At 49.2% G+C, this 23337-nt stretch carries 19 protein-coding genes; 9 read left to right on the forward strand and 10 right to left on the reverse strand.

The window, feature by feature from the left end; all coding sequences use genetic code 11:
- Positions 1 to 61 precede the first annotated feature (61 nt).
- From ACP7IZ_RS08685 to ACP7IZ_RS08695, 3 genes are all read right to left on the reverse strand, one after another.
- A complete protein-coding gene (locus ACP7IZ_RS08685; protein WP_086654313.1) occupies positions 62 to 565 on the reverse strand; it encodes a hypothetical protein in 504 nt (167 codons plus the stop codon).
- Between the two features lie 76 nt (positions 566 to 641).
- Positions 642 to 929 (reverse strand): hypothetical protein, encoded by a 288-nt coding sequence (locus tag ACP7IZ_RS08690; RefSeq protein ID WP_086654314.1) that lies wholly within the window; start codon positions 927 to 929, stop codon positions 642 to 644.
- The gene (locus ACP7IZ_RS08695) at positions 922 to 1059 is read right to left on the reverse strand and encodes a hypothetical protein (RefSeq protein ID WP_020943932.1); all 138 of its coding nucleotides are present in this window, start codon (positions 1057 to 1059) and stop codon (positions 922 to 924) included. Before ACP7IZ_RS08695 ends, ACP7IZ_RS08690 begins: the two co-directional genes overlap by 8 nt.
- Before the next feature lie 62 nt (positions 1060 to 1121).
- Between ACP7IZ_RS08695 and ACP7IZ_RS08700 the strand changes: the two genes are divergently transcribed.
- The 3 genes from ACP7IZ_RS08700 (at position 1122) to ACP7IZ_RS08710 (ending at position 3165) form a co-directional block, all read left to right on the forward strand.
- A complete protein-coding gene (locus ACP7IZ_RS08700; protein WP_426848747.1) occupies positions 1122 to 1277 on the forward strand; it encodes a hypothetical protein in 156 nt (51 codons plus the stop codon).
- Between the two features lie 231 nt (positions 1278 to 1508).
- A complete protein-coding gene (locus tag ACP7IZ_RS08705) occupies positions 1509 to 2153 on the forward strand; it encodes an XRE family transcriptional regulator (protein ID WP_179193912.1) in 645 nt (214 codons plus the stop codon).
- Positions 2154 to 2286: 133 nt separating this feature from the next.
- Positions 2287 to 3165: an FkbM family methyltransferase gene (locus tag ACP7IZ_RS08710; RefSeq protein WP_086654316.1), complete on the forward strand. Its 879-nt coding sequence runs from the start codon at positions 2287 to 2289 to the stop codon at positions 3163 to 3165.
- 90 nt (positions 3166 to 3255) lie between these two features.
- On the opposite strand, the gene ACP7IZ_RS08715 is transcribed toward ACP7IZ_RS08710, so the two are convergent.
- From ACP7IZ_RS08715 to ACP7IZ_RS08725, 3 genes are all read right to left on the reverse strand, one after another.
- Complete coding sequence (locus ACP7IZ_RS08715; protein WP_061487410.1) at positions 3256 to 3465, reverse strand: hypothetical protein; 210 nt, start codon at positions 3463 to 3465, stop codon at positions 3256 to 3258.
- Positions 3466 to 3747: 282 nt separating this feature from the next.
- Positions 3748 to 4410, reverse strand: coding sequence for a hypothetical protein (locus ACP7IZ_RS08720; protein ID WP_061487411.1), 663 nt, complete (start codon positions 4408 to 4410; stop codon positions 3748 to 3750).
- A gap of 2 nt (positions 4411 to 4412) precedes the next feature.
- Positions 4413 to 5045: a hypothetical protein gene (locus ACP7IZ_RS08725; protein WP_231873555.1), complete on the reverse strand. Its 633-nt coding sequence runs from the start codon at positions 5043 to 5045 to the stop codon at positions 4413 to 4415.
- Between the two features lie 1517 nt (positions 5046 to 6562).
- Between ACP7IZ_RS08725 and ACP7IZ_RS08730 the strand changes: the two genes are divergently transcribed.
- Complete coding sequence (locus tag ACP7IZ_RS08730) at positions 6563 to 7765, forward strand: site-specific integrase (RefSeq protein WP_256940210.1); 1203 nt, start codon at positions 6563 to 6565, stop codon at positions 7763 to 7765.
- A 116-nt stretch (positions 7766 to 7881) separates the two neighbouring features.
- Here ACP7IZ_RS08730 and ACP7IZ_RS08735 read toward each other — a convergent pair whose 3' ends face one another.
- The 4 genes from ACP7IZ_RS08735 to ACP7IZ_RS08750 all read right to left on the reverse strand — a co-directional run bounded on the left by ACP7IZ_RS08735 (position 7882) and on the right by ACP7IZ_RS08750 (position 15041).
- The gene (locus ACP7IZ_RS08735; RefSeq protein WP_086654317.1) at positions 7882 to 9000 is read right to left on the reverse strand and encodes an HNH endonuclease; all 1119 of its coding nucleotides are present in this window, start codon (positions 8998 to 9000) and stop codon (positions 7882 to 7884) included.
- 46 nt (positions 9001 to 9046) lie between these two features.
- Positions 9047 to 10264 (reverse strand): GIY-YIG nuclease family protein, encoded by a 1218-nt coding sequence (locus ACP7IZ_RS08740; protein ID WP_086654318.1) that lies wholly within the window; start codon positions 10262 to 10264, stop codon positions 9047 to 9049.
- Positions 10264 to 12285, reverse strand: a complete 2022-nt coding sequence (locus tag ACP7IZ_RS08745) for a DEAD/DEAH box helicase (RefSeq protein ID WP_426848749.1) — start codon at positions 12283 to 12285, stop codon at positions 10264 to 10266. The genes ACP7IZ_RS08740 and ACP7IZ_RS08745 overlap by 1 nt, the downstream gene beginning before the upstream one ends.
- A 68-nt stretch (positions 12286 to 12353) precedes the next feature.
- Positions 12354 to 15041 (reverse strand): class I SAM-dependent DNA methyltransferase, encoded by a 2688-nt coding sequence (locus ACP7IZ_RS08750; protein WP_426848751.1) that lies wholly within the window; start codon positions 15039 to 15041, stop codon positions 12354 to 12356.
- 314 nt (positions 15042 to 15355) lie between these two features.
- Here ACP7IZ_RS08750 and ACP7IZ_RS08755 point away from each other — a divergent pair, with 314 nt between their 5' ends.
- From ACP7IZ_RS08755 to ACP7IZ_RS08775, 5 genes are all read left to right on the forward strand, one after another.
- On the forward strand, positions 15356 to 15709 hold the full coding sequence (locus ACP7IZ_RS08755; protein ID WP_086654326.1) for a MobC family plasmid mobilization relaxosome protein: 354 nt from the start codon (positions 15356 to 15358) through the stop codon (positions 15707 to 15709).
- Positions 15710 to 15733: 24 nt separating this feature from the next.
- The gene (locus ACP7IZ_RS08760; RefSeq protein WP_426848752.1) at positions 15734 to 17542 is read left to right on the forward strand and encodes a relaxase/mobilization nuclease domain-containing protein; all 1809 of its coding nucleotides are present in this window, start codon (positions 15734 to 15736) and stop codon (positions 17540 to 17542) included.
- Positions 17543 to 17790: 248 nt separating this feature from the next.
- Positions 17791 to 19182: a site-specific integrase gene (locus tag ACP7IZ_RS08765; RefSeq protein ID WP_086654327.1), complete on the forward strand. Its 1392-nt coding sequence runs from the start codon at positions 17791 to 17793 to the stop codon at positions 19180 to 19182.
- A gap of 867 nt (positions 19183 to 20049) precedes the next feature.
- On the forward strand, positions 20050 to 21141 hold the full coding sequence (locus ACP7IZ_RS08770; RefSeq protein WP_086654323.1) for a hypothetical protein: 1092 nt from the start codon (positions 20050 to 20052) through the stop codon (positions 21139 to 21141).
- A 642-nt stretch (positions 21142 to 21783) separates the two neighbouring features.
- Positions 21784 to 23148, forward strand: coding sequence for a DUF6538 domain-containing protein (locus ACP7IZ_RS08775; RefSeq protein WP_063908905.1), 1365 nt, complete (start codon positions 21784 to 21786; stop codon positions 23146 to 23148).
- Positions 23149 to 23337 lie beyond the last annotated feature (189 nt).

A 23337-nucleotide genomic window follows, 5' to 3' on the forward strand; every position in this document is an offset into this window, starting at 1 on the left:
ACATCGGCCGCAACGAGGGGCTGGATGTCCTCACAGCATAGCTTTCCTACTGGAAAACCGTTTAGCCCTGGAATGTTTTCAGGAATTTATACTGATGTGTCGGACCATCCCATCTCCAGACAGGCTGTGTGCTGCCTGGTTGCCCGAAGGACAGATCGTGCACGCCATCCTGCGTAGTGGACAGAACGGTTATATCGACAGCACCATTGTGCCAGACAACCCGATTGTTCCGATCAAGAACAGTGAGTTCCCCCCCTGTCTGCCCCCAGCATGAATCCGGATCATAGGTCACGGTCGCACCCTGCAGAACACCACCAAGATCAAGATGCAGAACGCCGATCCTGTTCCGGTTCCCACAGGCATTTTTATATCCGTGTGCGGTTTTTTCCAGATCAGGAACATGCCGCAATACCGCATCATCTTTTGCCGTTGCAACCGGCAGGTCACTGCCCAGATAGCTTTTTAACTCGTGAAACGCCGTTCCCGCATCCTGTGCATGTGCTGTCGACACCAGACCACTGGCCGCACAGAGCATGAAAGACAGAGCTGTCATTTTTCTTGTCATTTTCTATTTTCCTGTAATCATATTTTAGAAATAGCGTCTCATTGATAGGCTGGATGAGAGGTCCCCTACCCTCTCGTTACTCCACACCGTAAAGCTGACGCCTCTGCGCATCGGTGTCGCATTTCTTGCGCACTTCTTTAACGCTCCCCCACAGGCCGATCCCTGCAGCAAAGGCAATGAAGGGGTGCCACCAAAGTCCAATCGCAACACCACACAGAACCTGCCCCATCACACTGCCGTGTCGTGCGATCTGGTATTCCTCCCTGTGCTTGGCTTCAATTTCCCCGAATTCCGCTTCATACTCGGCCCGACGCTGCTCCAGCCGACTGGAAGACTGCGCGCCAGATGCATCGTGCTCACCCATGAAACACCTCATGCACAAGACCGGCGACAATCAGCATGATCCCCACTGGTATCATGATGTCCGTTGCCAGAAAGACCGCACCCAGTCCGATGACCGCAATCACGGCGAGCCCACCCAAGAGTGTCAGCATCTACCCCTCCCGTCCTGTTTGTTCACTTAAAGCCGCCCGATATCACGACACAGGCCCAGCAGATGCGAGAGCCGCTGTTGCAGGACAGAGCCCAGAACGATCAGTCCTTCGAGCAGGCGGGCTCCATCACTATCGCCGCGCAGATCATCCAGCCGGCTTCTGAGCAATCCGTGCTCCAGTTCGACCAGCCTGAACACGTCGTGCAGGCCGGCATGTAACTCTTCGAGACGAGGATCCGAGGTGTTTTCCTGAGACGCAGACATCATAATCCCTTCGACAAGACGAGGGTTTCATGCGAAGTTCGAGAGGCAAACAACGACGCCCCGCACATTAACCTTTCTCAATACATACGATGTTCCGACTATACATACAAGCGGTTTTCTGCATATTTCAAGCCTCCTTGTTCTTCTGGAGGCCTGATGTCACGCCGCAATCGAAAGCGCCCGCTCATGGATGATCAACTGACCCTCATGCGTGAACGGGGAGAGCGGCTCCGTCAGGCGGCTCAGGCCATCGGTATTACACGCGCAGCCAAAGCCGCCGGCGTGCCCTACACAACCCTGCGCGACTATATGAATGGCGGAGAAATGAAGTTCTCTTCCATCGCCTCTCTGGCACGGGTCTGCGGTGTGTCTCTCGACTGGCTGGCTTATGGCGTCGGAGAAGAACCACCCCCTCCCCAGACACAGGAGGAAACACCCAGCAGGGGCGGCCATCAGGCCGTTATCCCCTGGCTGGACAGTCGCGAAGACGGGCTGCGTATCAGCAAAAGCTGGCTGACCAGAACGTTCCGGCAGGATGGCACAGCCTTACGGCTCGTGAGCGTCATTGGGGATGCCATGCTCCCCACGCTAGTCGAGAACGATCTCGTGATCCTCGATACAGCCAATCAGCAAATTCATGGTAGTGGCCTGTTCGCTCTTGCTGTGGACGACAGTATCCTGATCCGGCGGCTTGAACGCCGACTGGATGGCGGTCTACGCGTCATCGCTGACAATGACCGCTACCCGCCTCAGGATCTGACACAGGACGAAGCATCCGACCTGAAGATTGTCGGGGAAGTGCTCTGGACTGGAGGCCTTCCCAAGCGTTAAGCAGCCCCGCGATGCGCCATAAATGATTTTTCGTAGATTATAGTCATTTTTTCGCTTGCTGTATGGGTTTCTTCGCAGTATTTGTTCCTGAGAAATACCGCCTGTTTTCTGGTGGCGATCTCAGGAGTCCTCTGTGCTGTTCTCCCCTGCCCTTCCCCCGCTGACAGAAATCAGGCCGGGTCAGGCCGCACTTGCCTCGTTCGGCAGCTATCCCATGACACGCCGCCAGCACCTTGCCCGCATGCTGATGCATGAACGCCCACTCGGACGAGGACGCTTACGGCGTGTAGCAGTCTCATGGTTCCAGCAGGGCCCCCAGATCGTGGATGGCACCTTGTTTGGCTATCGCGTCAGATTTTATCCGCGCGATAACCAGACGGATGCCTATGGGGCCATCTGTGGTGCACTTTATAAGAGACGTGAACTACGCTGGCTGCGCAGCATTCTCTCCCCGGACGCCAGTTTCGTGGATATTGGCGCAAATATGGGGTTTTTCTCCCTGTACGCGGCTCGCTGTCACACACGTAAAATTCTGGCGGTTGAAGCTAATCCGGTTCTGATGGATCGGTTTCGGGAAACACTCGCCCTGAATGAGCCCCTTCCGATCTGGTGCGTTTCCTGCGCGGCGGGCGCGACATCGGGAAATGGACAACTAAGGCCCCGCCACCATGACGTTGGCAGCGGCCAGATCTCCCTCCTCCCTTCAAAAAAAACACGGGCAGGACAGCAGGCGATCGCCATCCCCATTCGTCCCCTCAAAGATATTGTCCAGGACGCCGGTCTGAGAACCATCACTCTGATGAAGCTTGATATTGAAGGAATGGAACATGCTGTGCTGGACACCTATTTTAGAGATGTCTCTCCGATGCTTTATCCGCGACACCTGATTCTGGAACGTCCCGTTCGCCGAGAGGCACAGCAAGCCCTCGAACATTTATTGATTGCCAGTGCAATTTACAGGATCAGCGGACGCACGCGCACCAGCCTTCTTTTATCAAGAAACTCTTGCTAAAAACCAAATCTTTCAAAAACAAAATTATTGTTTCGAAGCACTTTTCCATCTGGAAAAACTGCTGCCTGCGAACAGGCAGCAGTCGACCGATCAGCTCTGGTTTACAGAGGCTTCCAGCGCTTCACACGCGCGTTCAAGCTTCTCGGTCAGATCCGAGGACAGCAAGATGAGGCCATCCAGAGTATCTGTTGAGCCATCACGCACTTCTTTCAGGCCGGCAATAAGTGCTGCACGCATGATCAGCATGACTTCATAGACATCCTGAACGGGCGTCGAGGTCGCACAGAATTGATTTGACATGGATAATTTTCTTTCTGAAAAGTCGTTATCCTCAAATGAAGAAGAAAAACCTCACGCGCAGTCTCAGGGGAACCCCGATGACACCAACGCGCGATGACCTCTTCCTTTTTTGGGGAGAAGGGCGACAACCCTTCGAAAGCTTCTCAAGAAGATTAAGGGAAACGCTGGTTCTCGATCAGGACAACTGACCTACGGAAACCAATCAAACGGCAGCCGCAGATTACCCAGAGAAAAAAGGGACTGCACAAAGCAGCCCCTTTTCCATCCGTCTTCTCTTATACGTTACTCGAAGTCACGGTAGACGCGGTCTTCCATAGCCTGCCACCCCTGAGCTTTCCCGAATGGTTCTGACATTGGGGGCGGTAGTGTGCGGGCAACAGAAAGCGCTGCCAGCATATTCAGCCGACTCTCGGCTAGAAGGTGGCGCAAAACAACACGCGACTGCATCAGACGGGTGAAGGCTTCACATTCAAACCAGGGAATTTCGAAGCTGGGCTGAAGATACTCGACGACTTCGGCAAGAGAATAGTCGCTGCTTTTGCCAAGGTCATAGATCCGCGCGAGCCTGTGGAGACACAGTTGATGCGGTTGTTCTCCCCAAGGCCCGCCGAGAAGTCGATGCAGGAACGGAACATTATAACCGGCGAGACACAGGGGGAGTTTCTGATTATGTGGAAACACAGCGTTGAAGAGGCGGTCCTCCACGACGAAGTCACTCCCGCCGCGCTCGCCAGGAACCTTCTGAAGCACGCCTTGGAAAACTCCCCCATTCACATCGGCGAAGGTCTGATCCGGTCGCATCACCAGATCGCAATACGCAAGCGATATGGGCAACCCCTCTGCAAGCTGGGGCTGTCCGGGACCTTTGGGCGCAATATCGAGGAGCCGGATTGTGCCCTCGCGCCAGCGCGGCAGGATAGTCATCTCTTCTTTTACTATTGTCATGATCAGGCTCCTCGGAGCGCGACATCATCGACAAGATCGATGCAGAGGTCTTTTAGAGCCTCGGGACGCGCAAACATGTCGAGCCAGACTACAACCGGTGTTATGTCGAGAGCGCGATAAAAGGCGAGACGCTGATCAAGACGAGCTAGCCATTTCCGCTCATCGTCATTTCGGGTGACACGATCAGAGCCACAGCATCCTGCCACTTCTATATAGCGGCAAAAATTTCCTTTCCGTAACGTTAGATCGGCACGAAAAAGTCCTTCACTAAGGCAGATGGGTTCGTGCACATCAACATGCATGTTGCGGCGCTTCAGAGTGCAGAGCATCTGATAGACAATCCGTTCCGGCAGAGAATCCAGTTTCGTCCCATCAGAAGCAACTGGCCCAGAGACAGGCAAATGGGGCCAGAGACCGGCGGCTGTTTGCTGAACACGAGACCATTCAGCTGTCCCAGAATCACCAATAAAGATCAGATGCTGGCCCGCCGCTCCCATAAAACGAAACATGTGCGCGTTGGGCGGCGCACCGAGGGCCACAGCCATTTGTTTATAAAGCAGGAGATCCTTTTCAGTCGGATAAAAGATAGAGGACAGGTCAGACAAACTGCTAGTTTTTGTTGAAAGCATAGTCATGAGATTTCCATGAAGTCGAGTAACCCGTAAGGAAGCCGTGCCGTGACGGCACTTTTCCTTTTCTGGGGGGGCTGGCACTGCAGCCTCAAACACGGTCCCTTCTCGTTGACCTGCTAAGGCTCCCACGAAAACAAGATCCATTTTCTTCAGAAAGCAGGACATCACAACAGACAACACACCCGATCAGGCTCGGCAAAAGTCGCGAACGTCTTCTCTCGGCTATTTTTCGAGAATTTTATCATTTTCGCCAATAATCATGTTTGTGGAAAAATCGTTGTATTTTTTGCTTATGATAATTGCTGTATTTCAGCACTTTCCAATTCTCCTTGACGAGCCTGAAGGCGGGAAAATTTCACTCTAAATCAACAACTTAAATTCGTTTTTTTACTGACCAACTGGCTGCCGTAAGGCAGTCAGCACGAAGTGTTTTTCGGTGCCCTGCACCAAAAACACGGTATCGTGCCATCTTTCTCTCTTTTTGACTTATTTAACAGCTTTGTAATGTTATTTATGTCTTTTTCTTTCTCATTCTGACTTCTGACAAAGCTGTCGTTCTCTTTCTTCAAAAATGATCTAATCACCCCTTAAAACGTCTCTGTATCCGTTTATTTGAGGCTCTAATGTTTATCAGGGAGCCGTAGAAAATTCTTCTCAGAGGCGTTTTAAGGTCTGTTTTTGAGATCATGGTTGTGGAGCGGCCTGGTCGATTTTGCCGCTTTTTCGGGGTCTTTTTTGTTAAGAATTTTTCCGGAAAAGCGCGGATTCCGTTTTGCCCTCCACTCCGGTTTTTGTCGTGTTTTCGGTGGTTTTTCCTTGGACCAAGGATTTACCCCTGAAAATCGCGCGGGAACCCCTAAAATCGGGGGGGGGGTCTATAGGGGGGTTCCTTGGAATAAGGATTTACCCCTGAAAATCGTGCAGGAGGTCCAAAATCGGGGGGGGTCTATAGGGGGGTTCCTTGGAACAAGGATTTACCCCTGAAAACCGTGCGTGAACCCCTAAAATCGGGGGGGGTCTATAGGGGGGTTCCTTGGATTAAGGATTTACCCCTGAAAACCGTGCGTGAACCCCTAAAATCGGGGGGGTTCTTTCTTGAACCGGCGGTTTCAACTAATTTTCGTGACGGGAACCCCCAAAATCGGGGGGGTTCTATAGGGGGGTTCCTTGGAACAAGGATTTGCCCCTGAAAATCGTGCGGGAACCCACAAAATCGGGGGGATTCTTTCTTGAACCGGCGGTTTCAACTAATTTTCGTGACGAGAGGCCCCAAAATCGTGGGGGTTCTATAGGGGGGGTCCTTGGATTAAGGATTTACCCCTGAAAACCGTGCAGGAGGCCCCAAAATCGGGAGGGTTCTAGGGGGGTGTTCCTTGGACCAAGGATTTACCCCTGAAAACCGTGCATAATCGTCAATATAAGGGGGTTCTGATTTATTCCGTCCTGTTCAACTCATTTTCCTGACGGATTGCCCAAAATCGGGGAGGTCTGCTACGGCGTGTCGTCAGTTAAGCAGGCTGATGATTGAGGCGATAAGCGGTAAAATGCAGGACAAAGCCAGTCTTGCCAGCAAAACCGAAGAAATCGAACGATTGCATGACACACTGATCAAACTGTTTCAGACAGGCCCAGCCCTGTCTCAGGCTCCCGGTGCGGTGCCCCCGTCTCACCAGTTAGCATCCCCTGCTCCTACGCCGACCGCCCCGACTTCTCCCCGCCTGACGGAAGCTCTTCAGCTTGCATTACTGGCGGATAGCCAGAAGAGTGACGCCACCAAGAAAGAGACGGCCCGCACGGTGGCACTGTTTGTTCAGGCCTTTGGCGGTAAACCCGTTCAGGAGATTACTGGTCGGATTGCCGGGGAATTTCGAGACCTGCTTTTCTCTCTCCCCTCCTCCTACGCCAAGAGCAAGCAGGACATGGATTTAAACGCTGAGGTCGAGCGGGCGCAGGAGTTTGATCTGCCGACATTAAGCGGCAAGAGCGTGAAGAACCACTTCATGCGCCTTTCGGCCTTGTGGAACCAGCTTATCCGTCGCGAGATTGCGGACAAGAACCCGTGGAGCAACTGGGATTTTGACCTGACCAAACGGAATCCGCGCAGGGCATGGTCAGACGATGAACTCGCTTTGCTTTCGTCTTCAGCATGGACATGCAGCACCATCTCACAGGCGACCTTTACAGGTATTACCATGGTCGCCGCCTATAGTGGCATGAGACTGGGAGAAATCTGTAATCTACGGAATGAGGATATTCAGGAGGTTGATGGCATTCCCTGTTTCCTTATTCGTCCTCACACTGAAGACAAATGGACACCGAAAACAGAGGCAGGCATTCGTAATGTGCCCATCCACAGTGCCTTGCTCGAATGGGGCATTCTGGACTTCCAGAAAAAAGGCGAAAAATTCTTTTTCTCGGAACTAAAGACACCCAAAAGCGGCCCCCGTGGCACAGATTTTGGTCGGAATTTCTCGAAGTTTAAAACGACGATTGGCCTTCCTGCTGCCATTACGTTCCATAGTTTCCGACACACGGTGTCCACCCGTCTGCGCAATCAAACCGGAGACCTCCGAGAACTCTGGATTGATGCCCTGCTGGGTCATGAATCCAGCCATAAAAGCCAAGGGGCCACGACCTATCTCTCCGGCATTGCAACGGAAAATCTCAGACAGACGGTCGAAACTCTCAGCTATCCAACGCTTTATTTAAGGCAAAGCCTATAAGGTCGCCGTGCAGGTAAACAGAAATCAACTACATCATTAAAAAATAGGAACTCTGGTAACGATACGCATGCTTCATATTGCTATAGACGCAGATATTTATCAATGAATTGGTTTTTCTAATAACGCCGCTGATTAAGATTGAGGAAAAAGGGGATTAATTTTTCAGACATGAGCCGTGCAACGGTTCTGACCTGCTCATCAGTCAGAACTGCACCTGGTTGGGCACCACAGTTTTCAAAAGCGTACTGCACGGCTTTATCTACAGCATATGAGTGCTCTCGTTGCCGTTTACGAACCATACCGGGGCCGATGACTGCATCCGCAGCCCGCTTAACGGCTTCGTCATCGCAATGCTTGTAATCAAAGATATCCAACATATCTGCTTTAGAAAATTGAAGATTAACTGACAGGTCAAGTTGCGTTCCTGTCGTAGGATCAATCGCGTAACAGTTTTCAATATTTGGACCACTATAAATCTCAGACAAGAGAATTACACTACGGAGAAAACCGAAATATTCTACATATCCAAGCAGCATTCCAGTTTCTGCATTACCCGAAATAGCAACACAATGCAGAGGTACACCGACGGGGCGTTTAATGAGTAAATCGGTAGTCCAATAATAACCAAAACATGCAGGAGCATCTGGATTTCGAAGATACGAAAGAGCTTCTTCACCAGCCGTAACCGACACCCCACTGGCATGCAAAAGCGCAACAGCAGATTTAACTATTGAACGACCAGCTTCTAGACCGCCAATTTGGCAAGGAACTTGAACCATACCTTTAAGATAGGAAGTTTCTACTTCCAATTTTTCCATTTCCGTATCGACCTTAAGGTTTGGATACTTTTGTTGAAGTCCATGTAAAATTCTTTTTGCTTCACGCTTATCACGAGCCACTATTTGGTATTTGATACTCCCTGCTTCTTCTTTTTTGTTGCACGTCGGTCGCAACAGAGCAAAATCTCCGTGAGAGAGCATTTTAAACTCCTCACCTGCTGTCGTAGTAATTACTTGATCTGGAATAACTCCACGCTCACGCTTAATATCAAAAAAATGACAAAGGCCATTCAACTGAGAAGCAAGTACAGAATCCCATTCATGACCAGTTTTGTTGTTGCAGGGCTCACACAAAAATCCATACACTTTTCGAAAGCCACCGACTGCATTGGGAATTATATGCTCTGCCGAATTATTTTTTGATGTAAGAATATTATTGCAAATAACACATACCATTATATGGAATACTTTCTACGTTACGTTTTAAAATCTGAAATATTTATTATTTACATTGCTCTATCGTCACAATTTTTTGCTTATCAGCATCATAACGATAAAGATGCAATTGACCGTCAAGAATAAGCTTGGCAGCTTGGCTGACATGCTCTGGCAACACATAGAACCATTCCTTAGGGTATACAGCCTTCCCAAAGCGGTCTTTAACGAAAAGTCCTTTTGCACGTGCCGGTTCAAAAAAACGATGTAGCAAGTTTTCTACTGTAGCCCGTGGTAGGTTCTTTAAATCGTAGGTTGCCACTATCTCTACAGGAGCCAGCAAAAAGGTTGGGTCGTTTCGAGCATCAGCAATCCGCCGCTTTACGTCCTGACTTGTAACACCAATTTTGTGCAAGATACCCCTTTGTTCTTTAATTACTGGGTCTGTTGCAAGCGACCGTGCCACATATATAGTACCTGATAAAGATAGCTGGTCAGATTCCCACTCAGGGTCGAGAGGCCCAAGCCCCACACGTTCAATGACGCGGGCAGTCTTATCTTCAGTCAAAGACTTGCGAAAGGAAGACATTAAGGGGTCACTCTCTGTCGCATTAGAAAAAATAATGCGTAAACGATGATCCCTAGAACCACTTCTTATCGATTTCTCTGACTTTTCTGCCACTAAAGCCAACAAACCATTACGAATAAAAAAGTCACCTTCCAATGGTTCCAGAACAGCTCCTTTTCGAATAGGCGAAGCTTTACGTTCGCCATTCTCTAGGGCCACTTGGACTGCCTGAAATTTACCCTCAAACAAATAAAAATCTCGGCAAGGAGTGGCCTCTGCTCTGTGGTCCGGTTGGTTACGTTCTGCTGCGGGCGTGCTGTGCTTTAGCGTAATAAGCGAAGGGTCTGCGTCTAATTCATCATCAGCAAAAATATCATCCAGGCTTTCTGGTATAGCCAGACGCAAGGTATCATCTTGCCAATCCTGCTGCGGGAAAAAAACAGGCATGTGCAGTAACCCTTGTGCATCAGCCTGCCGTAAAGCAAGAGAGGGATTTTCTTGCACCTTATTCCAAATCACACCAAGACGCATCTCGTCATGGTTATCAGAATCTGGGTTAGGAAGACGTTGGTGCGTTTTATAAAACACCCCGACATCATTCAGCACTGCCAAATCTTTTATGTCCCCCTGCTCTGCCCGTCTTGCCGCTGGCTTTACATCAAGCAAGCCAAATTCATCAGGCTCATTGTAAATCTCCTCTAATGTCGGCCTGACCATCAGATGGCACCATCACGGAGACGTTTAGCTTTTTCATGCTTAAGCCACGCCTGAGCTTCCGCCATCCGTTTTTCTAGTAGGTTTTCTGAATGCAAGTTGGGCTCTCTCCCCTCTTGTGCCCTAAACAGCTTAATACGCGGCCATAGAGTACGTGCTTCATCTGCTGTCATAGCAATACGCAGTGCCACCATAGCAGATTGCACATGAGCAAGAAGTGTTGAGTCAAAAGACTTTGAAGCGACCTCAAAGCGTTCCCTAAATACATTCACGCTATCAATCAGTTCAACATCAAGATCTTTTACATTGATAAATTTCTTGACCATTTCCAGCAGCGTATTCGGAGCTGAGAGTAAGACACCTTCCTCTCCATCCTCCCTTTGTTGAGGCGGCAATGTCTCTTCATTATTACCATTAAGTTGAGCTTTTGCATGCTCTAACTGCTGTTGCTGTTCCTGCCGCGCCATAGAGACAATATTCATATGAGCCGCCAATTGCTGGCGTACTGCTTCGGTCTCTTGCTCGTTAAGATTATGATACCGCTTTTCAATAATATCAGTCAGAACCATCTGGTTCACAACCTCTGGGGCAGTATCTGGCAATAAAGCCCGCTTATCCATCTCCTGACAGGCTGCGGCCATAAGGTCTTGCATGTCCTGTTCACAAATTTCACGCGCACGCGCTGTGGGCGGCTCAATCAGGTTTTTAATACCAATCTGCACATTACCTTGTTCGTCAACATGCACAGGGTCTCGGATATCCCCATCTTCTCGACGATAAAACTTGAAATTAGGAGAAAGCACTTGCTCCATAAGAAGAGAGCCTGAGATAGCCTTAAGCATATCATTGACCGCATTTGTAACAGCCCCGGTTTCCACCCCCGGTTCTGCTACCAGATTGGTAAAGATTGCTTTGGGCTTGCCCGGTGCGTCTCGTGTGGCACGGCCAATAATTTGCACTATTTCAGTTAAAGAGGAACGGTAGCCAATGGTCAGGGCGTGCTCACACCACACCCAGTCAAACCCTTCTTTCGCCATGCCAAGTGCTATAATAATATCGACCTTAGCCCTATCGGCCTCATCATTACGTTTGCCGTCTGGCCCTTTAATCTCCCTCGCTAAAGCCGCTTTTACGTTCTCACGACCCGGCCCATCATCTACAAGATCTGCAACCCGAATAATTCTACCTGTATGAGTCAGAACAATATCAAAACCTGTTTCTGAATCGCGTTTAGTAATTTTGCCAATTTTATCAATAATACGACCAACCTCATTATATTTATCATCAAAGGCCTCGGATGATCCACGATGAGGAATATGAATGATGGTCTTTTTGTGCTCATCCAGCACACCTTCTAAGCCGTTAACATATGTGCCCTTATAGAACTCATAATTAATGCCCAGAGCCTTCAGAAAACGATAACTCTCTAACTGTTCATAATAACTATAAACAATGGTGGTAAAACGCTCCTCATCTTCCAACCGCAATACTGGGTCAGCATCACCACGGAAGTAACTGCCAGTCATGGCCATTAAGTGGCATTTATTTTGCTGCATAAGGCTACGGAGAATAACGCCCAGGCGGTTATGGTCAGAAGCAGAGACATGATGAAATTCATCTATAGCGATAAAGCATTCATCAAACGCACTTAGGCCTCGATTAGCCTCAACCATCTCAAACCCAAAGCGGAAAGTTGCATGTGTGCAAATGAGAACTTTGGCATCAGAATCAAAAAAAGCTTCAAACGCCTTAACTTTCTGTGTCGTGGCATCCTCACCTGTTATGCAGAGGTTCCATTTATCCTCAACATCCCAATTTGCTTCAAATCCGTAAGAGGTAAGGTCTGTTGAACGGAAAGAGCCACCAATAGAGGTTTCTGGCACACAAACGATAGTTTTAGCGCGTGCCTGATGGAGCATTTTATCTAACGCCACAAACATAAGGGCTCGGCTTTTTCCCGCAGCGGGAGGAGCCTTAAGAAGCAGATATTGTGCCTGACGCGCTTTATAAGTGCGCTCCTGCATAGGGCGTTGGCCCAACGCATTAGTACCAGCCCCAGATGTGCCATACTGAACGGTAAGCGTTGGAACCATTATTTTTTCTCCGTGCGTTTAGAGTTTTTCTTTATTTTAGCAGCATAGAGCTTAAATAAATGCTCTAGTCGTTCTGTATCATTATGAAAGGGTTGCTCTCGGTACATGCTTTCCAGCAAGTCATCATTTGCTTTATGCACGGCCCGCAAATCATCTGGCATTTTCTTGGGGTCATAAAGCTGTGCTATTGTTTTTGGATAATGACTATAGCGTGTTTTTAGAATTGTCCTAGCAGACTTTGACAAGGCGTCTAATTGTTCTGGTGTGAATTTTGGAACTGGGAATGTGTTCCAGCCAAGTGTATTAGAATAGCGGAAGTCTGATTTAAGCTTTCCACATACAGTGCCGATCCATACCAAATGTATGCGCGACGCAATAAGTGCAATGCACCAATCAGGCGCATCATAGAGCACCTGATTAAGGTCTGAGGAAATCACATCCGCCCCGACACGCACAACAGGCAAGTATGGTCGTCTCTCAGATGTTACACGAGGAACTAAGATAGTATGTGAAGTAGCGTGTCCGCTAATAAACCAAAATTTATGCGGCGTTTTCGCAGCAGGCCGAGTTACGGAATTTTTACTTGCGGCACGAAACTCTGCCACTAGCGTAAGACGCTTTTTGATATCCAATATCTCTGATGCTTGGCTAACTTGATGGTCTCCAATCCAGAGGCAATATCTCATTTCTCCACGCACAACTTCTTTAGAACCAACGAATTTTCTAATGAAATCTTGTGCTTTAGGGTTATGTTTCAACATCTCATCTTTTTGCTCTTCAGACAAAATAAGATGCCCACCATCAGTTGCTGCACTACCTCTATACATTTTTGGTAAACCAAAAATTGAAAACGATGATGATTTAACAAATACATTGGGAGAAGGAACCAAGTATGCATTAATGTTTTCAACAAAATTTTTTAATTTTCCATCAAATAATATCTTTTTTTTATTATTTTTTATTTCCAATGATATTATAGAACACAAAACAGCAGCTTCTTTTCCTGCGTTATTTGACCATTTAAAAGGCAGGTAACCAAATTGTATATTTATATTCGATGCTAAAATTTTTTCCCATAACATCGATACTGATTGACCTTGGCAAATAGAGTTTGTTGAAACAAAAGCTGCCTTTGCTCCATAATTTTCAATATATTTACAGGAAAGAAAAAACCAACAACTTACATAATCCAAATCTTTATAAGACTTAAAGACCCCACTCATTAGAAGAGCCATATCTTCTTTTTGTTTTTTTGTTTGATATGTTGATCCCGCAAAAGGAGGATTTCCAATTATATAAGTAGTTTCTTCTTTCGTTGGCGGAAGGCACACACTATCCCACTCGATCCGTAACGCATTCTCTTTTGTAATATGAGCAGCCTCTTTCAATGGAAGAGGAGCAAAAGTGGTACCAAAGATCCCTGCGAAGAGAGAGTTTGCCTGATATTCAGCGATAAATAATGCCAATTTGGCAGTCTCAACGGCAAAATCGGCAATTTCAATACCGTAAAAATTACGAATAGGAATAATAGAAAACATATTCAGAGTAATATGCCCCTCTATCGCCTCAAGACGCTTTAAGACTCGCATCTCTCTATCTCGGAGTTGACGATAGGCAACTACCAGAAAATTCCCAGACCCACATGCAGGATCAAAAACACGGATTTTTTCCATATGCTCTAAAATGACGCGTAATTCTTTTGCATTTTGTGCCGAATCAATACTTTTATCTAATTCATTAAGAAAAAGAGGCCCAAGCACCTTCATGATATTAGGCACAGACGTATAATGCATTCCTAATTCAGCCCGTATATCAGGGTCAGCAACAGACTGAATCATAGAACCAAAAATATCTGGGTTAATTTCCCGCCAATCAAGTTGGCAGGCCTCCCGCAAATAATTAAATGCTGTGCTGTCAAATTTGGGGGCATCAATCTCGCCTGCAAATAGACCGCCGTTAACGTATTCTAGTTCACGCGTCCACGCTGGTAAATTACCTCTTTGTGCTTGAGGCACGTTCATAGCCCGAAAAGCAGCAATCAGAACTTCTCGCGCTTCTTCACCTTTATCTCCAGCATAGGTAAACAAAATCCGTGAAAACTGGTTTTTTGAGAAGATACCTACATCCTCAGAAAACAGGCAGAAGATAAGCCGCATCATGAGTTGGTTCATCTCATGGCGACGTGTATCAGTTCCCCAATCTGGATTTACTCGGCATAAGGCATCATACAATTTAGCAAGCTTACTGGTGGCCTTAATATCAACAGGATTTTCTTCAAGAGCTTTATAACGCTCTTTCCCTGCTGCAGGCAGAAAGAAACCATATTGGTCTCCCAACTCCTTAAAAGCACAGTGTAGTGTCTCACCACTTGCTGGGTGTATGGCTGAGAGGGTTTGCCCGTCAGTCGTAAAAAGAATAGCGGGCTTTGCACTTTTGTTCTTGCAAGAGACTTTTAAAATTTCAAAAGTAGCCTCCACCTCGCCTAACGGTGCAGGTGCATAGTGAAACCTTTTGTTAAATAAGACCCCGCCTGGTAAGTCTGATTTATTGGTCGCACCATTACGTAACTTGGCAACTGCTGCTTGAGCAGCATCTGTGGCCAAGGCAAATTCAAACGGAAATTCAGCACGCTCAAAAGGTTTCTTGGCAATCGTATCAAGAGCGTCATAAATATCAGTCGGGTTCATCAAACAAGCCTTAAATCATATCCACAAGGCCTATTATTTGTAGGGCATCACCACAACAACAGCCTCTTTCAATCATGCCAGTCGTGAGCAGACCGCGAAAGCCCCAGTTTTTAAATTCCTGCCCTTATGTCCACTTTTGCTCGTTAAGATTTTTGTTCTTTTTCCGTTCCTTGCATAGAAGCAGATTATCTTAGTTTCCATGGGGTTCTGGTCAGGAGCCAGCAGTGTCCAATGGCTACCCGTTGGGTGCCTTGGACAAGCTGGCAAGGGGGAGTGCCTCCCCCGTTGCCCCCCACAATAGGGAGACTGAAACCATGCCTGCAATTCGCACGTCCCGCCTTTCCGTCAGGGCCAGACCTGACGAACTTGACCGATGGCAAGTCGTCGCCAGACGAGCCGGACACCACACCACCGCTGGCTGGATACGCGCTCTCTTGCGTGATGCCGAGTTCGCAGGCCAAGTGGGCGACCGGCTCCTTGCTGAACTCAGAGGCCTACGGGGAGACCTTGCCCGCATTGGCAACAACCTCAACCAACTGGCCCACGCCGCCAACAGTGGCGAGGCAGTGGCCTGTGCCGCCACTTTAGACGACATAGACGCCTTGAAAGAGAGAACTGACAGGCTGTTGCGTCATATCCGTCCCGCCTCCCGACAGACGATACATTGACCTTGCCCTCACAAATATGTGGCCATGATTGTCAAGGAAACCCGCATCAAGACAGGCAGCGGCCATAAAGCCCTTGCCGCCCATGTCTTGCGGGGTGAGAAGAACGAAGCCATTCTGGTGCTTGCAGGCAGTGAGTATTGGCTCAAAGACTGGGTGAAGGAAGCCAAACGTGAAGGCCTGACCTATGGCCTCCGTCATATCGCCTTTAATCCTGAACAGACCATGACAGATGCAGAACTGTCAGCGTTTGCCGACCGGCTCTGTGAAGAACTTGGAGCCGATAAAGCCTCTCGCACCCTTATCCTTCACCAGAAAGACGGCAACAGACACGGTCATCTTATCCTGCCTGAATGGCAGCATAACCATGTGCTGAGTAGCCGCTTCTCTTACATGCGCTTGGAGAAAGTCGCCCGCTTAGAAGAAATCAGGCTGGGACACCCTTTAACGGCTGGGCGTCATGATGCGGCCATTACCACTGCCCTGCACAAAGAGGGTAAACATCGCGAAGCCGCACTGGTGGAAGCCCTTATACCTGAAGGCGCTCCCCTCCCCCGTGCCGCTTATACCTCTCAGGCACGCCGGATAACAGAACGACAGGCTGTGGATTTACCGGCCTTGAAAAAAGCAATTACCGCTCTCTGGCAACAGTCGGGCGAAAAACTCCCTGCCTTCCGCCGTCTGTTACAGGAACAGGGTCTTGTGATGCGTGAAGGCGATAAAAGCGCCACCAGACCGGGAGCCCATATCATTGAAACAGCAGATGGCACTCTGATTGGCTCTTTTACCCGCCTGACCAAAACACGCATGAAAGACTTCCATGCTTTGCTCATGCAGGAAGCTCTGCCAGCAGAAGAGCCCCGCCTTGTATGCCCTGTTTCAGCCCGTGCCCGCCGGTTAAGCCCACTGAGCGCCAGACCGCCGCGCGTCTTGCCCGCAGAGGCCATGATTATACCTCTGCGTAGAGAGCCAAGCTATCGTCCAACAGTGACCTCTCTCACTCAGACACAGAACCTTAACCCCGGTTTTGCCCATTACCTGAGAGACTGGAAAAAGGAGGTAGCCCGATGTGAACACATCATACGCCAGAACCCTTTATCGCTGTACGGCCCTGTGCCAACACGCGACCAAGTCTTCCAAAACATCTTACGAGAAATAAAGCCCCTTCAGATAAAACTCAAAAAAGCCAAAGAAACAATTGATTTAGCACATCAGGAACGTGAAGCGGCCTATGCTTCCTTGTTAGGTGGTTTAACTGGACGACGGCACAAGGCCGATGAAGCTTTTGAAAAAGCCCTGCTTAGTCTTGCTGAAATACTCCGTTACCTCATTGAGACCTTACTTTGCCTGTTTGGCCTGAGAGAAACGCCACCCCAGCCCCTAACCTTGCCAGTGCCTACAGCACGGGAACGGGATTTGGAAAACTATTATGACCAGAAAAGACAGTATGTGTCCGCCCTGCTCAGTAAAGAGAGAACACTCGCCTTACTGAGGACACTGTATCAAAAATCCATGGTGCAGCGGAAAGAAGAGCAAAGCAAGACTGAGACTGCTTATAGGCCAACCTTCGAAGCCGCTCAAAACCGCTTAGGCCACCTCAGGCAACTCCCCGGCCTGCACAAAGACCTTGATAAGGTCACACGAAAAGCCTTCTTCCATGCTCAACATACAGGGCAGCTTGAGCAGGCTCTCATGATTTTACAGGCAGACCACTCTAAAACAGCAGAGCTTCAAAACGAGTTTTTCAAGCCGGAAACAGAAGCCACAACCCGCCAAAAACCCGCACCGAACCCGCAGACCAACCGCCTCCCCTCTGTTACCCCCTCACCTTTTTGAACGTTTTGGGAAGTCTCTTGACGAGAACTGGTTTCTTCTCCAAAGTGTTTCTCATATATCGTTACCAAGAAGGACGTCTTTTAGCGTTTTCCTTGATGAAATCAGTAAGGTTTCGAACGCAACTCACCCTCTTCTCAGGGTTCGAGTCCCTCAGACTTTTACGCTACAGCCTTGAAAAGACGCCATAAAACCGGATGGTGATAGGTGAACGGGACTTTCCCGGTTGTCTTCCCAGTCTGGGAACTCACATGCTGCGTCTTATCGGCTCTCATTACCACTTCCGCCGTGCCGTTCCGGTCGTGCTGCAAGCCTGCCTTGGCAAAACAGAAATCTCCCTCTCCCTGCAAACCGAAAGCAAGTTTCTGGCCCGCCAACGGGCTGCTGCCCTCTATGCCCGTACAGGTGAAGTCTTCCATAAAGCCAGAACCATGCAAGACCGGTTCTCTGGCAAGGAACTGTCCTCTCTCCTCACCTTCCAAAGCCCAGTAACGCTGGAACCAGAGAAGAATGCTCAGGAAGAGGAGGCAACCTCTACCCCCAAACGGAAAAGCCTCAAACCGAGGGAGAAGCTGACCGGTAAAGTGGTCAGGAAGCCTCAAAGCACGAAGAAGAAACCGTCCGTTCTTATGCTCTCCGATGCCTTGGAGCAGTTTGTCTTGCGCAACCCCAAGGCCAGCACCGATACTAGAGATGCAACCAAAAGAACGGTTGCCCTTTATATCAGGGCTTTTGGGGATGCGCCTGTCAGTGACGTAGGCGGCAGTCAGGCCGGAGCCTTTCGTGACCTGCTTCTTGCCCTGCCCGCAACACTGGGCAAGGGCAAAAGCAGTCTGACGCTGCAACAGGAGGCACAGAGGGCCAAGTCTGATGGTCTCCCTACCCTGAGCAATAAAAGCGTGAAAAACCACATGCTCCGCCTGTCCGCCTTATGGAACCAACTGGTGCAACGGGAACTGGTAACAAAGAACCCATGGTCGGGCTGGCACTTTGAGAGTGCCCCCAAGACTGTGCGACGAAGCTGGACACCACAGGAACTGGCACTACTGGCTTCTTCTTCATGGCATAGCGCCTTGGTGCCTGAACCCACTTTCCGGCTCGTGACACTTATCGCTGCCTATACAGGCATGAGACTGGGGGAGATTTGCACGTTACGGAAAGAAGACCTGCAAACCATCGAGGAGGTTCCCTGCTTTATGGTCAGGCCCCATACTAAAGACGGCTGGTCGCCGAAGACCGAAGCTGGCACTCGTATTCTGCCAGTGCATTCAAAGCTGATTGAGGCCGGTGTGCTGGCCCTCAAGGACAACACCAAAAGCGATTACCTCATACCCGGCCTTGATGGGTCTAAACAGAAAGACAGAGGGGCTACATTGAGCAGGGCCTTCTCCCAACTCAAGACCCGCCTTGGCCTCCCAGCTGAAATTACCTTTCATTCCTTCCGGCATACCGTTTCCACACAACTGAGAAACGCCAGCGCAGACATCAGGGAAATCTGGATAGATAAGCTTCTGGGTCACGAGGCGAGCCATAGAAGTCAGGGCACCACCACATATCTGACCGGCATTTCAATAGCCAATCTCAAACAAACAGTGGAGGCAATAAGCTACCCGGAAACAGCCTTCAAAAAGGGAACGTTTTAAAAGGGAGCCAGCAGTGTTGAATGGCTACCCATTCAACAGCCGACAAGGGGGAGTGCCTCCCCCGTTGACCCCCTACAGCGCAAAAAATAAGGTTTGATCCAATGACTGTTTACGCCCCTTCTCAGACATGTTTTCTTCAAAACGGGCTGCTACATAGCGGACGTAATTCGGCTAAATCTGATAGCAGGATTACCGACGCTCAGGAAACTTACGTCGAACAGCCAATCAATTTGCATTTCTAAACGGGCTCGTAGCAGCTAGATTTCTTTAAGTCGTGTCTCTAAGACCCAAGGATCGCACAATGAGAGAAAACTATCCAATTTATTTAAATTTACTAGCATGTATATTAATATTGACATGGACTTTTTATAATTTCATATCATTTTTTGTAGAAAATATTTACTCACAATCAGAACAAATAAGTGATTATTCAAAAACGACAGCGATAATGGTTGGCTTATACACGGGATTGTACTGCATAAATTACTTCACACTGGAGAGATACAACATAAAAATAAACACCACATCACTTCTTACCATATCAACTTTAATGTTTTCATCCGCGAGTTTTTCTCAAGACATAACAACAAAACAAAGCATTATAGGGTTTATTTTCATTGCCCTGGGAAATGCATCTATAATTATTATTTTCGTTTATTTGATAAAATTAATCTTCGAAATTGATAGATAAAAGATAATTATCAGCCTCAATCAATAATTATCAGGCCCGAAGTGGAAGCCAAGTTAACTGGCAGTAGTCGCCCTCATTGCGACCGCTCGACAACCCAGCCGATGCCCTCGACATTAGCCGCCTAAATCAGATAAAAAAACGTTTCTATAAAACCTGAGGAAGTTCAGGAATATCTGATGTTGATGGATCGTAATGTTTCGAGCAAGTTCGAAGATATTGTTGGGAAAATTATCCACGCACTCGGCTTTGACGTCGATCTTCGGACCCACCGCCCCTACGGCCCCCGAGCGCACTTCAGAGAAATCGACATTCTGGCACGGAATTCAGATGGGGTAGTGCTCCCAGTCGAGGTGAAGCTTACCGTGCGGGAGCAGGTCGCCCTCTCTCAGCTCCGCGATGCGAGCTCCCAAACCGCCAATATGAAGGATATCGCGATTAACACGCGACCTCTTCTCGTTTATGGCGCATATATCGATCCCGCTCGGCGGGTTTGGGCAGAGGAGGAGTTTCGGATCGAAATCTGGGATCGCGAACTGCTACTCCAGAAGGCGGGTCCGGTCTTTGACGAATTAAATAAGTTCTTCACCAACGTCGACAAGAAGAGGGCGCAATTGTCGCCGCCCGCAGTGGTAACGACACCACCGCCAACGATGGAATTTATGCGGTCGGACCAAGAACCATCTGATCCTCAGCCCGAGCCGCCCGGAGAGGCGCTGATCGCCAGCTTAACTGCGCTTCCCCCAGGGAAGAAGGACGCCAAGGCGTACGAGACCATTTGCAAGGACATCATTGACTACCTTTTTGGTGACGATCTTCGAGACGTGCGCTCACAGAAGAGGACTGCGGACGGCCTGAACATCTACGACCTCATATATCGGGTCAGTCCAAAACACCCTTTCTGGGTTACTCTCACACGCGACTTCCGGGCGCGTGTAGTGCTTTTTGAGTGCAAAAACTACGGCAAACCAATTGGTGCAATGCAGGTTTTCACCACAGAACGCTATCTTAGCGCGAGCGCCCTTCGACCCGTTTGCTTCGTACTCAGTCGAAAACCCGCGCATCCCCACGCTGTTCAGGCAGCGTCAGGCGCCATGCGAGAGTCCAACAAGCTCCTCGTTTTCCTGTCCGACGATGACTTTATCAAAATGCTACGCGCCAAGGATGCTCAGCTCAAGGAGGGCGGCACCGTAGCAGAGATGCAGGCCAATGATCCGACTGAGATTCTGGATCAAACAATCTACGACTTTGTAGCGGGCATGGCACGCTGATAGCTCTGTCGAACCCTTGAGACACGCTAGCATTTCACATTTAGACATCCGAAACCTGCCGATCGGCAATCGAATGGGAGTTCTTAATAAAAACCATCAAGCTGGTAATGGACACTTGCACAAAACCTTGCGTAGGCCTCGTTTCCACTGGGAGCAATTGAAAGCCGACGGCAGACGGAATGAATGTCCGGTATTTTGAGTTCTGCGCAGGGACCGAACATTCCGCCCTTCCCCCAATTCTGACTTCAAAAAGGGGGTTCACGGGGGAGAGCATTGCTCTCCCCCTGACCAGTTTGCAAATCAGCGCGACACAACGTGTCCGCTGGTTTGCACGGCTGGCTCTCCTCTTTTCTCTCCTCTTTTTTGAACAAGTCAGCCTCACACCAGGCATGACCCCTTCTCTCTTTTGGCTTGACGCCCCCAGAGTGTTTAACCAGAATTGAAGGCAGAAAATTCAACCAGAAGACCGCGTGTCATTATCCGCTGTCTTTTCAAGGTGTTGCAAAGCTGACCTTGCGGGTCAGTGAGGGTTCGAGTCCCGCAGTTCGCACCACAGACACCTGAAATAGCACGATTTTTCAGCTGAATGAGGGGCAAAGGCTGTCTTTGCTCCATCGTCCTTCCCCACTGAGGGAAGATTTTATGCTCCGTGTCCGAGGCACCACTTACCACTTTCGCCGTATCGTTCCCCCTGCCCTGCGAGCAGCCTTAAACCGGCGAGAAATCTGGGTTTCTTTGAAAACTGGCTATCAAAACGAAGCGCGCAAACGGGCATCCCTCCTTCACGCCAGAACCACAGAACTGTTCTCTCAGACCCATCTGGCCCTCTCTGAACCAGATGCCTTAAGCAGGCTTGAAGGACTGCGGGTTGCACTGCGGGATTTGCAGAGCGTAAACCTGCCTTCATCTACTCAGGAAACGGGGTTCGTTCCTGTTTCAGCACCGATGCCCAAACGCCGAACAGTGAAGAAACCAGCCAAAGCCCAATCCTTGATGCTCTCGGGGGCTTTAAAACGCTTTGTGCTTGATAATCCCCACGCCAGTGCTGACACCAGAAAAGCCACTCAACGGGCAGTAGACCTGTTCCTGCAAGCTTTTGGAGATGCGCCCGTTTCCATAATAGGTGGAGAAAAGGCTGGGGCCTTCCGTGATCTACTCTTTTCCCTCCCAGCATCACTGGGCAAACGCAAAAGCAGTCTTACCCTTGAAGAAGAGGCTCAGAGGGCCAGAGAGGAAGGTTTACCCACCCTGAGCGGGAAAAGCGTCAAAAACCATATGATGCGCCTCTCAGCCCTTTGGAACCAGCTACACCAACGGGAACTGGTCACACGCAACCCGTGGACGGGCTGGAATTTTGAGAATGGACAGAAAACCATACGCAGAAGCTGGACAGCCAGAGAACTGGCTTTGCTAGCCTCTGCTTCATGGCATAGCACTTCGGTGCCAGAGCAGACCTTCCGGCTGGTCACACTGATTGCAGCTTATAGCGGAATGCGATTGGGCGAAATTTGCGCCCTGCGCAAAGAAGACCTCCAAACCGTTGATGGTATCCCCTGCTTCCTCATTCGCCTACACCCTGAAACCGGCTGGACACCCAAGACGGAAGCGAGCACGCGTATGGTGCCAATCCATTCAAAGCTGATTGAAGTAGGAGTTCTGGCCCTTAAAGATACCACTGATGGCCCTTACCTCATTCCCGGTCTGGAAACCTCGAAACAGGGTACAAGGGGCGCAGCATTGGGACGAGCTTTCTCATTGCTCAAGACCCGTATTGGCCTGCCAGCAGAAATCACCTTTCACTCGTTCCGGCACACAGTCTCGACCCAGCTCAGAAACGCAGATGCCAATATCAGGGAGGTATGGATAGACCGTCTTCTTGGCCATGAAGCAACCCACAAAAGCCAAGGGACAACCACCTACCTTACAGGCATCAGAACCGCCAACCTCAGCCAAACCATAGAGACCATAAGCTACCCGGAAACAGCCTTCAAAAAGATACCGTTTTAAAAGGGAGCCAGCAGTGGTCAATGGCTACCCATTGAGCATCTGGCAAGGGGGATTACATCCCCCGTTGACCCCCTAAAGAGCAGAAAAATACGGTTTCATTTAATGACCGCTTACGCCCTCATGTCAGACATTTCGGAGGCTAATTACATCTTCGTAAAGCGGACTATGCTTCACCGTTTATCGCGTAGC

The sequence above is a fragment of the Acetobacter sp. AAB5 genome (assembly GCF_050106715.1).
In the GTDB taxonomy this organism is placed as follows: domain Bacteria; phylum Pseudomonadota; class Alphaproteobacteria; order Acetobacterales; family Acetobacteraceae; genus Acetobacter; species Acetobacter oryzifermentans.

Excerpts from the sequence above, each read along its gene's own strand:
- ACP7IZ_RS08685 (WP_086654313.1), bottom strand. The coding sequence starts at position 565 with ATGACAAGAAAAATGACAGCTCTGTCTTTCATGCTCTGTGCGGCCAGT.
- ACP7IZ_RS08705 (WP_179193912.1), top strand. The coding sequence starts at position 1,509 with ATGGATGATCAACTGACCCTCATGCGTGAACGGGGAGAGCGGCTCCGT.
- ACP7IZ_RS08740 (WP_086654318.1), bottom strand. The coding sequence starts at position 10,264 with ATGGTCAGGCCGACATTAGAGGAGATTTACAATGAGCCTGATGAATTT.
- ACP7IZ_RS08745 (WP_426848749.1), bottom strand. The coding sequence starts at position 12,285 with ATGCAGGAGCGCACTTATAAAGCGCGTCAGGCACAATATCTGCTTCTT.
- ACP7IZ_RS08735 (WP_086654317.1), bottom strand. The coding sequence starts at position 9,000 with ATGGTATGTGTTATTTGCAATAATATTCTTACATCAAAAAATAATTCG.
- ACP7IZ_RS08750 (WP_426848751.1), bottom strand. The coding sequence starts at position 15,041 with ATGAACCCGACTGATATTTATGACGCTCTTGATACGATTGCCAAGAAA.
- ACP7IZ_RS08755 (WP_086654326.1), top strand. The coding sequence starts at position 15,356 with ATGCCTGCAATTCGCACGTCCCGCCTTTCCGTCAGGGCCAGACCTGAC.
- ACP7IZ_RS08700 (WP_426848747.1), top strand. The coding sequence starts at position 1,122 with ATGCGAGAGCCGCTGTTGCAGGACAGAGCCCAGAACGATCAGTCCTTC.
- ACP7IZ_RS08765 (WP_086654327.1), top strand. The coding sequence starts at position 17,791 with ATGCTGCGTCTTATCGGCTCTCATTACCACTTCCGCCGTGCCGTTCCG.
- ACP7IZ_RS08715 (WP_061487410.1), bottom strand. The coding sequence starts at position 3,465 with ATGTCAAATCAATTCTGTGCGACCTCGACGCCCGTTCAGGATGTCTAT.
- ACP7IZ_RS08720 (WP_061487411.1), bottom strand. The coding sequence starts at position 4,410 with ATGACAATAGTAAAAGAAGAGATGACTATCCTGCCGCGCTGGCGCGAG.
- ACP7IZ_RS08730 (WP_256940210.1), top strand. The coding sequence starts at position 6,563 with ATGATTGAGGCGATAAGCGGTAAAATGCAGGACAAAGCCAGTCTTGCC.
- ACP7IZ_RS08760 (WP_426848752.1), top strand. The coding sequence starts at position 15,734 with ATGATTGTCAAGGAAACCCGCATCAAGACAGGCAGCGGCCATAAAGCC.
- ACP7IZ_RS08775 (WP_063908905.1), top strand. The coding sequence starts at position 21,784 with ATGCTCCGTGTCCGAGGCACCACTTACCACTTTCGCCGTATCGTTCCC.
- ACP7IZ_RS08695 (WP_020943932.1), bottom strand. The coding sequence starts at position 1,059 with ATGCTGACACTCTTGGGTGGGCTCGCCGTGATTGCGGTCATCGGACTG.
- ACP7IZ_RS08770 (WP_086654323.1), top strand. The coding sequence starts at position 20,050 with ATGTTGATGGATCGTAATGTTTCGAGCAAGTTCGAAGATATTGTTGGG.
- ACP7IZ_RS08690 (WP_086654314.1), bottom strand. The coding sequence starts at position 929 with ATGGGTGAGCACGATGCATCTGGCGCGCAGTCTTCCAGTCGGCTGGAG.
- ACP7IZ_RS08725 (WP_231873555.1), bottom strand. The coding sequence starts at position 5,045 with ATGACTATGCTTTCAACAAAAACTAGCAGTTTGTCTGACCTGTCCTCT.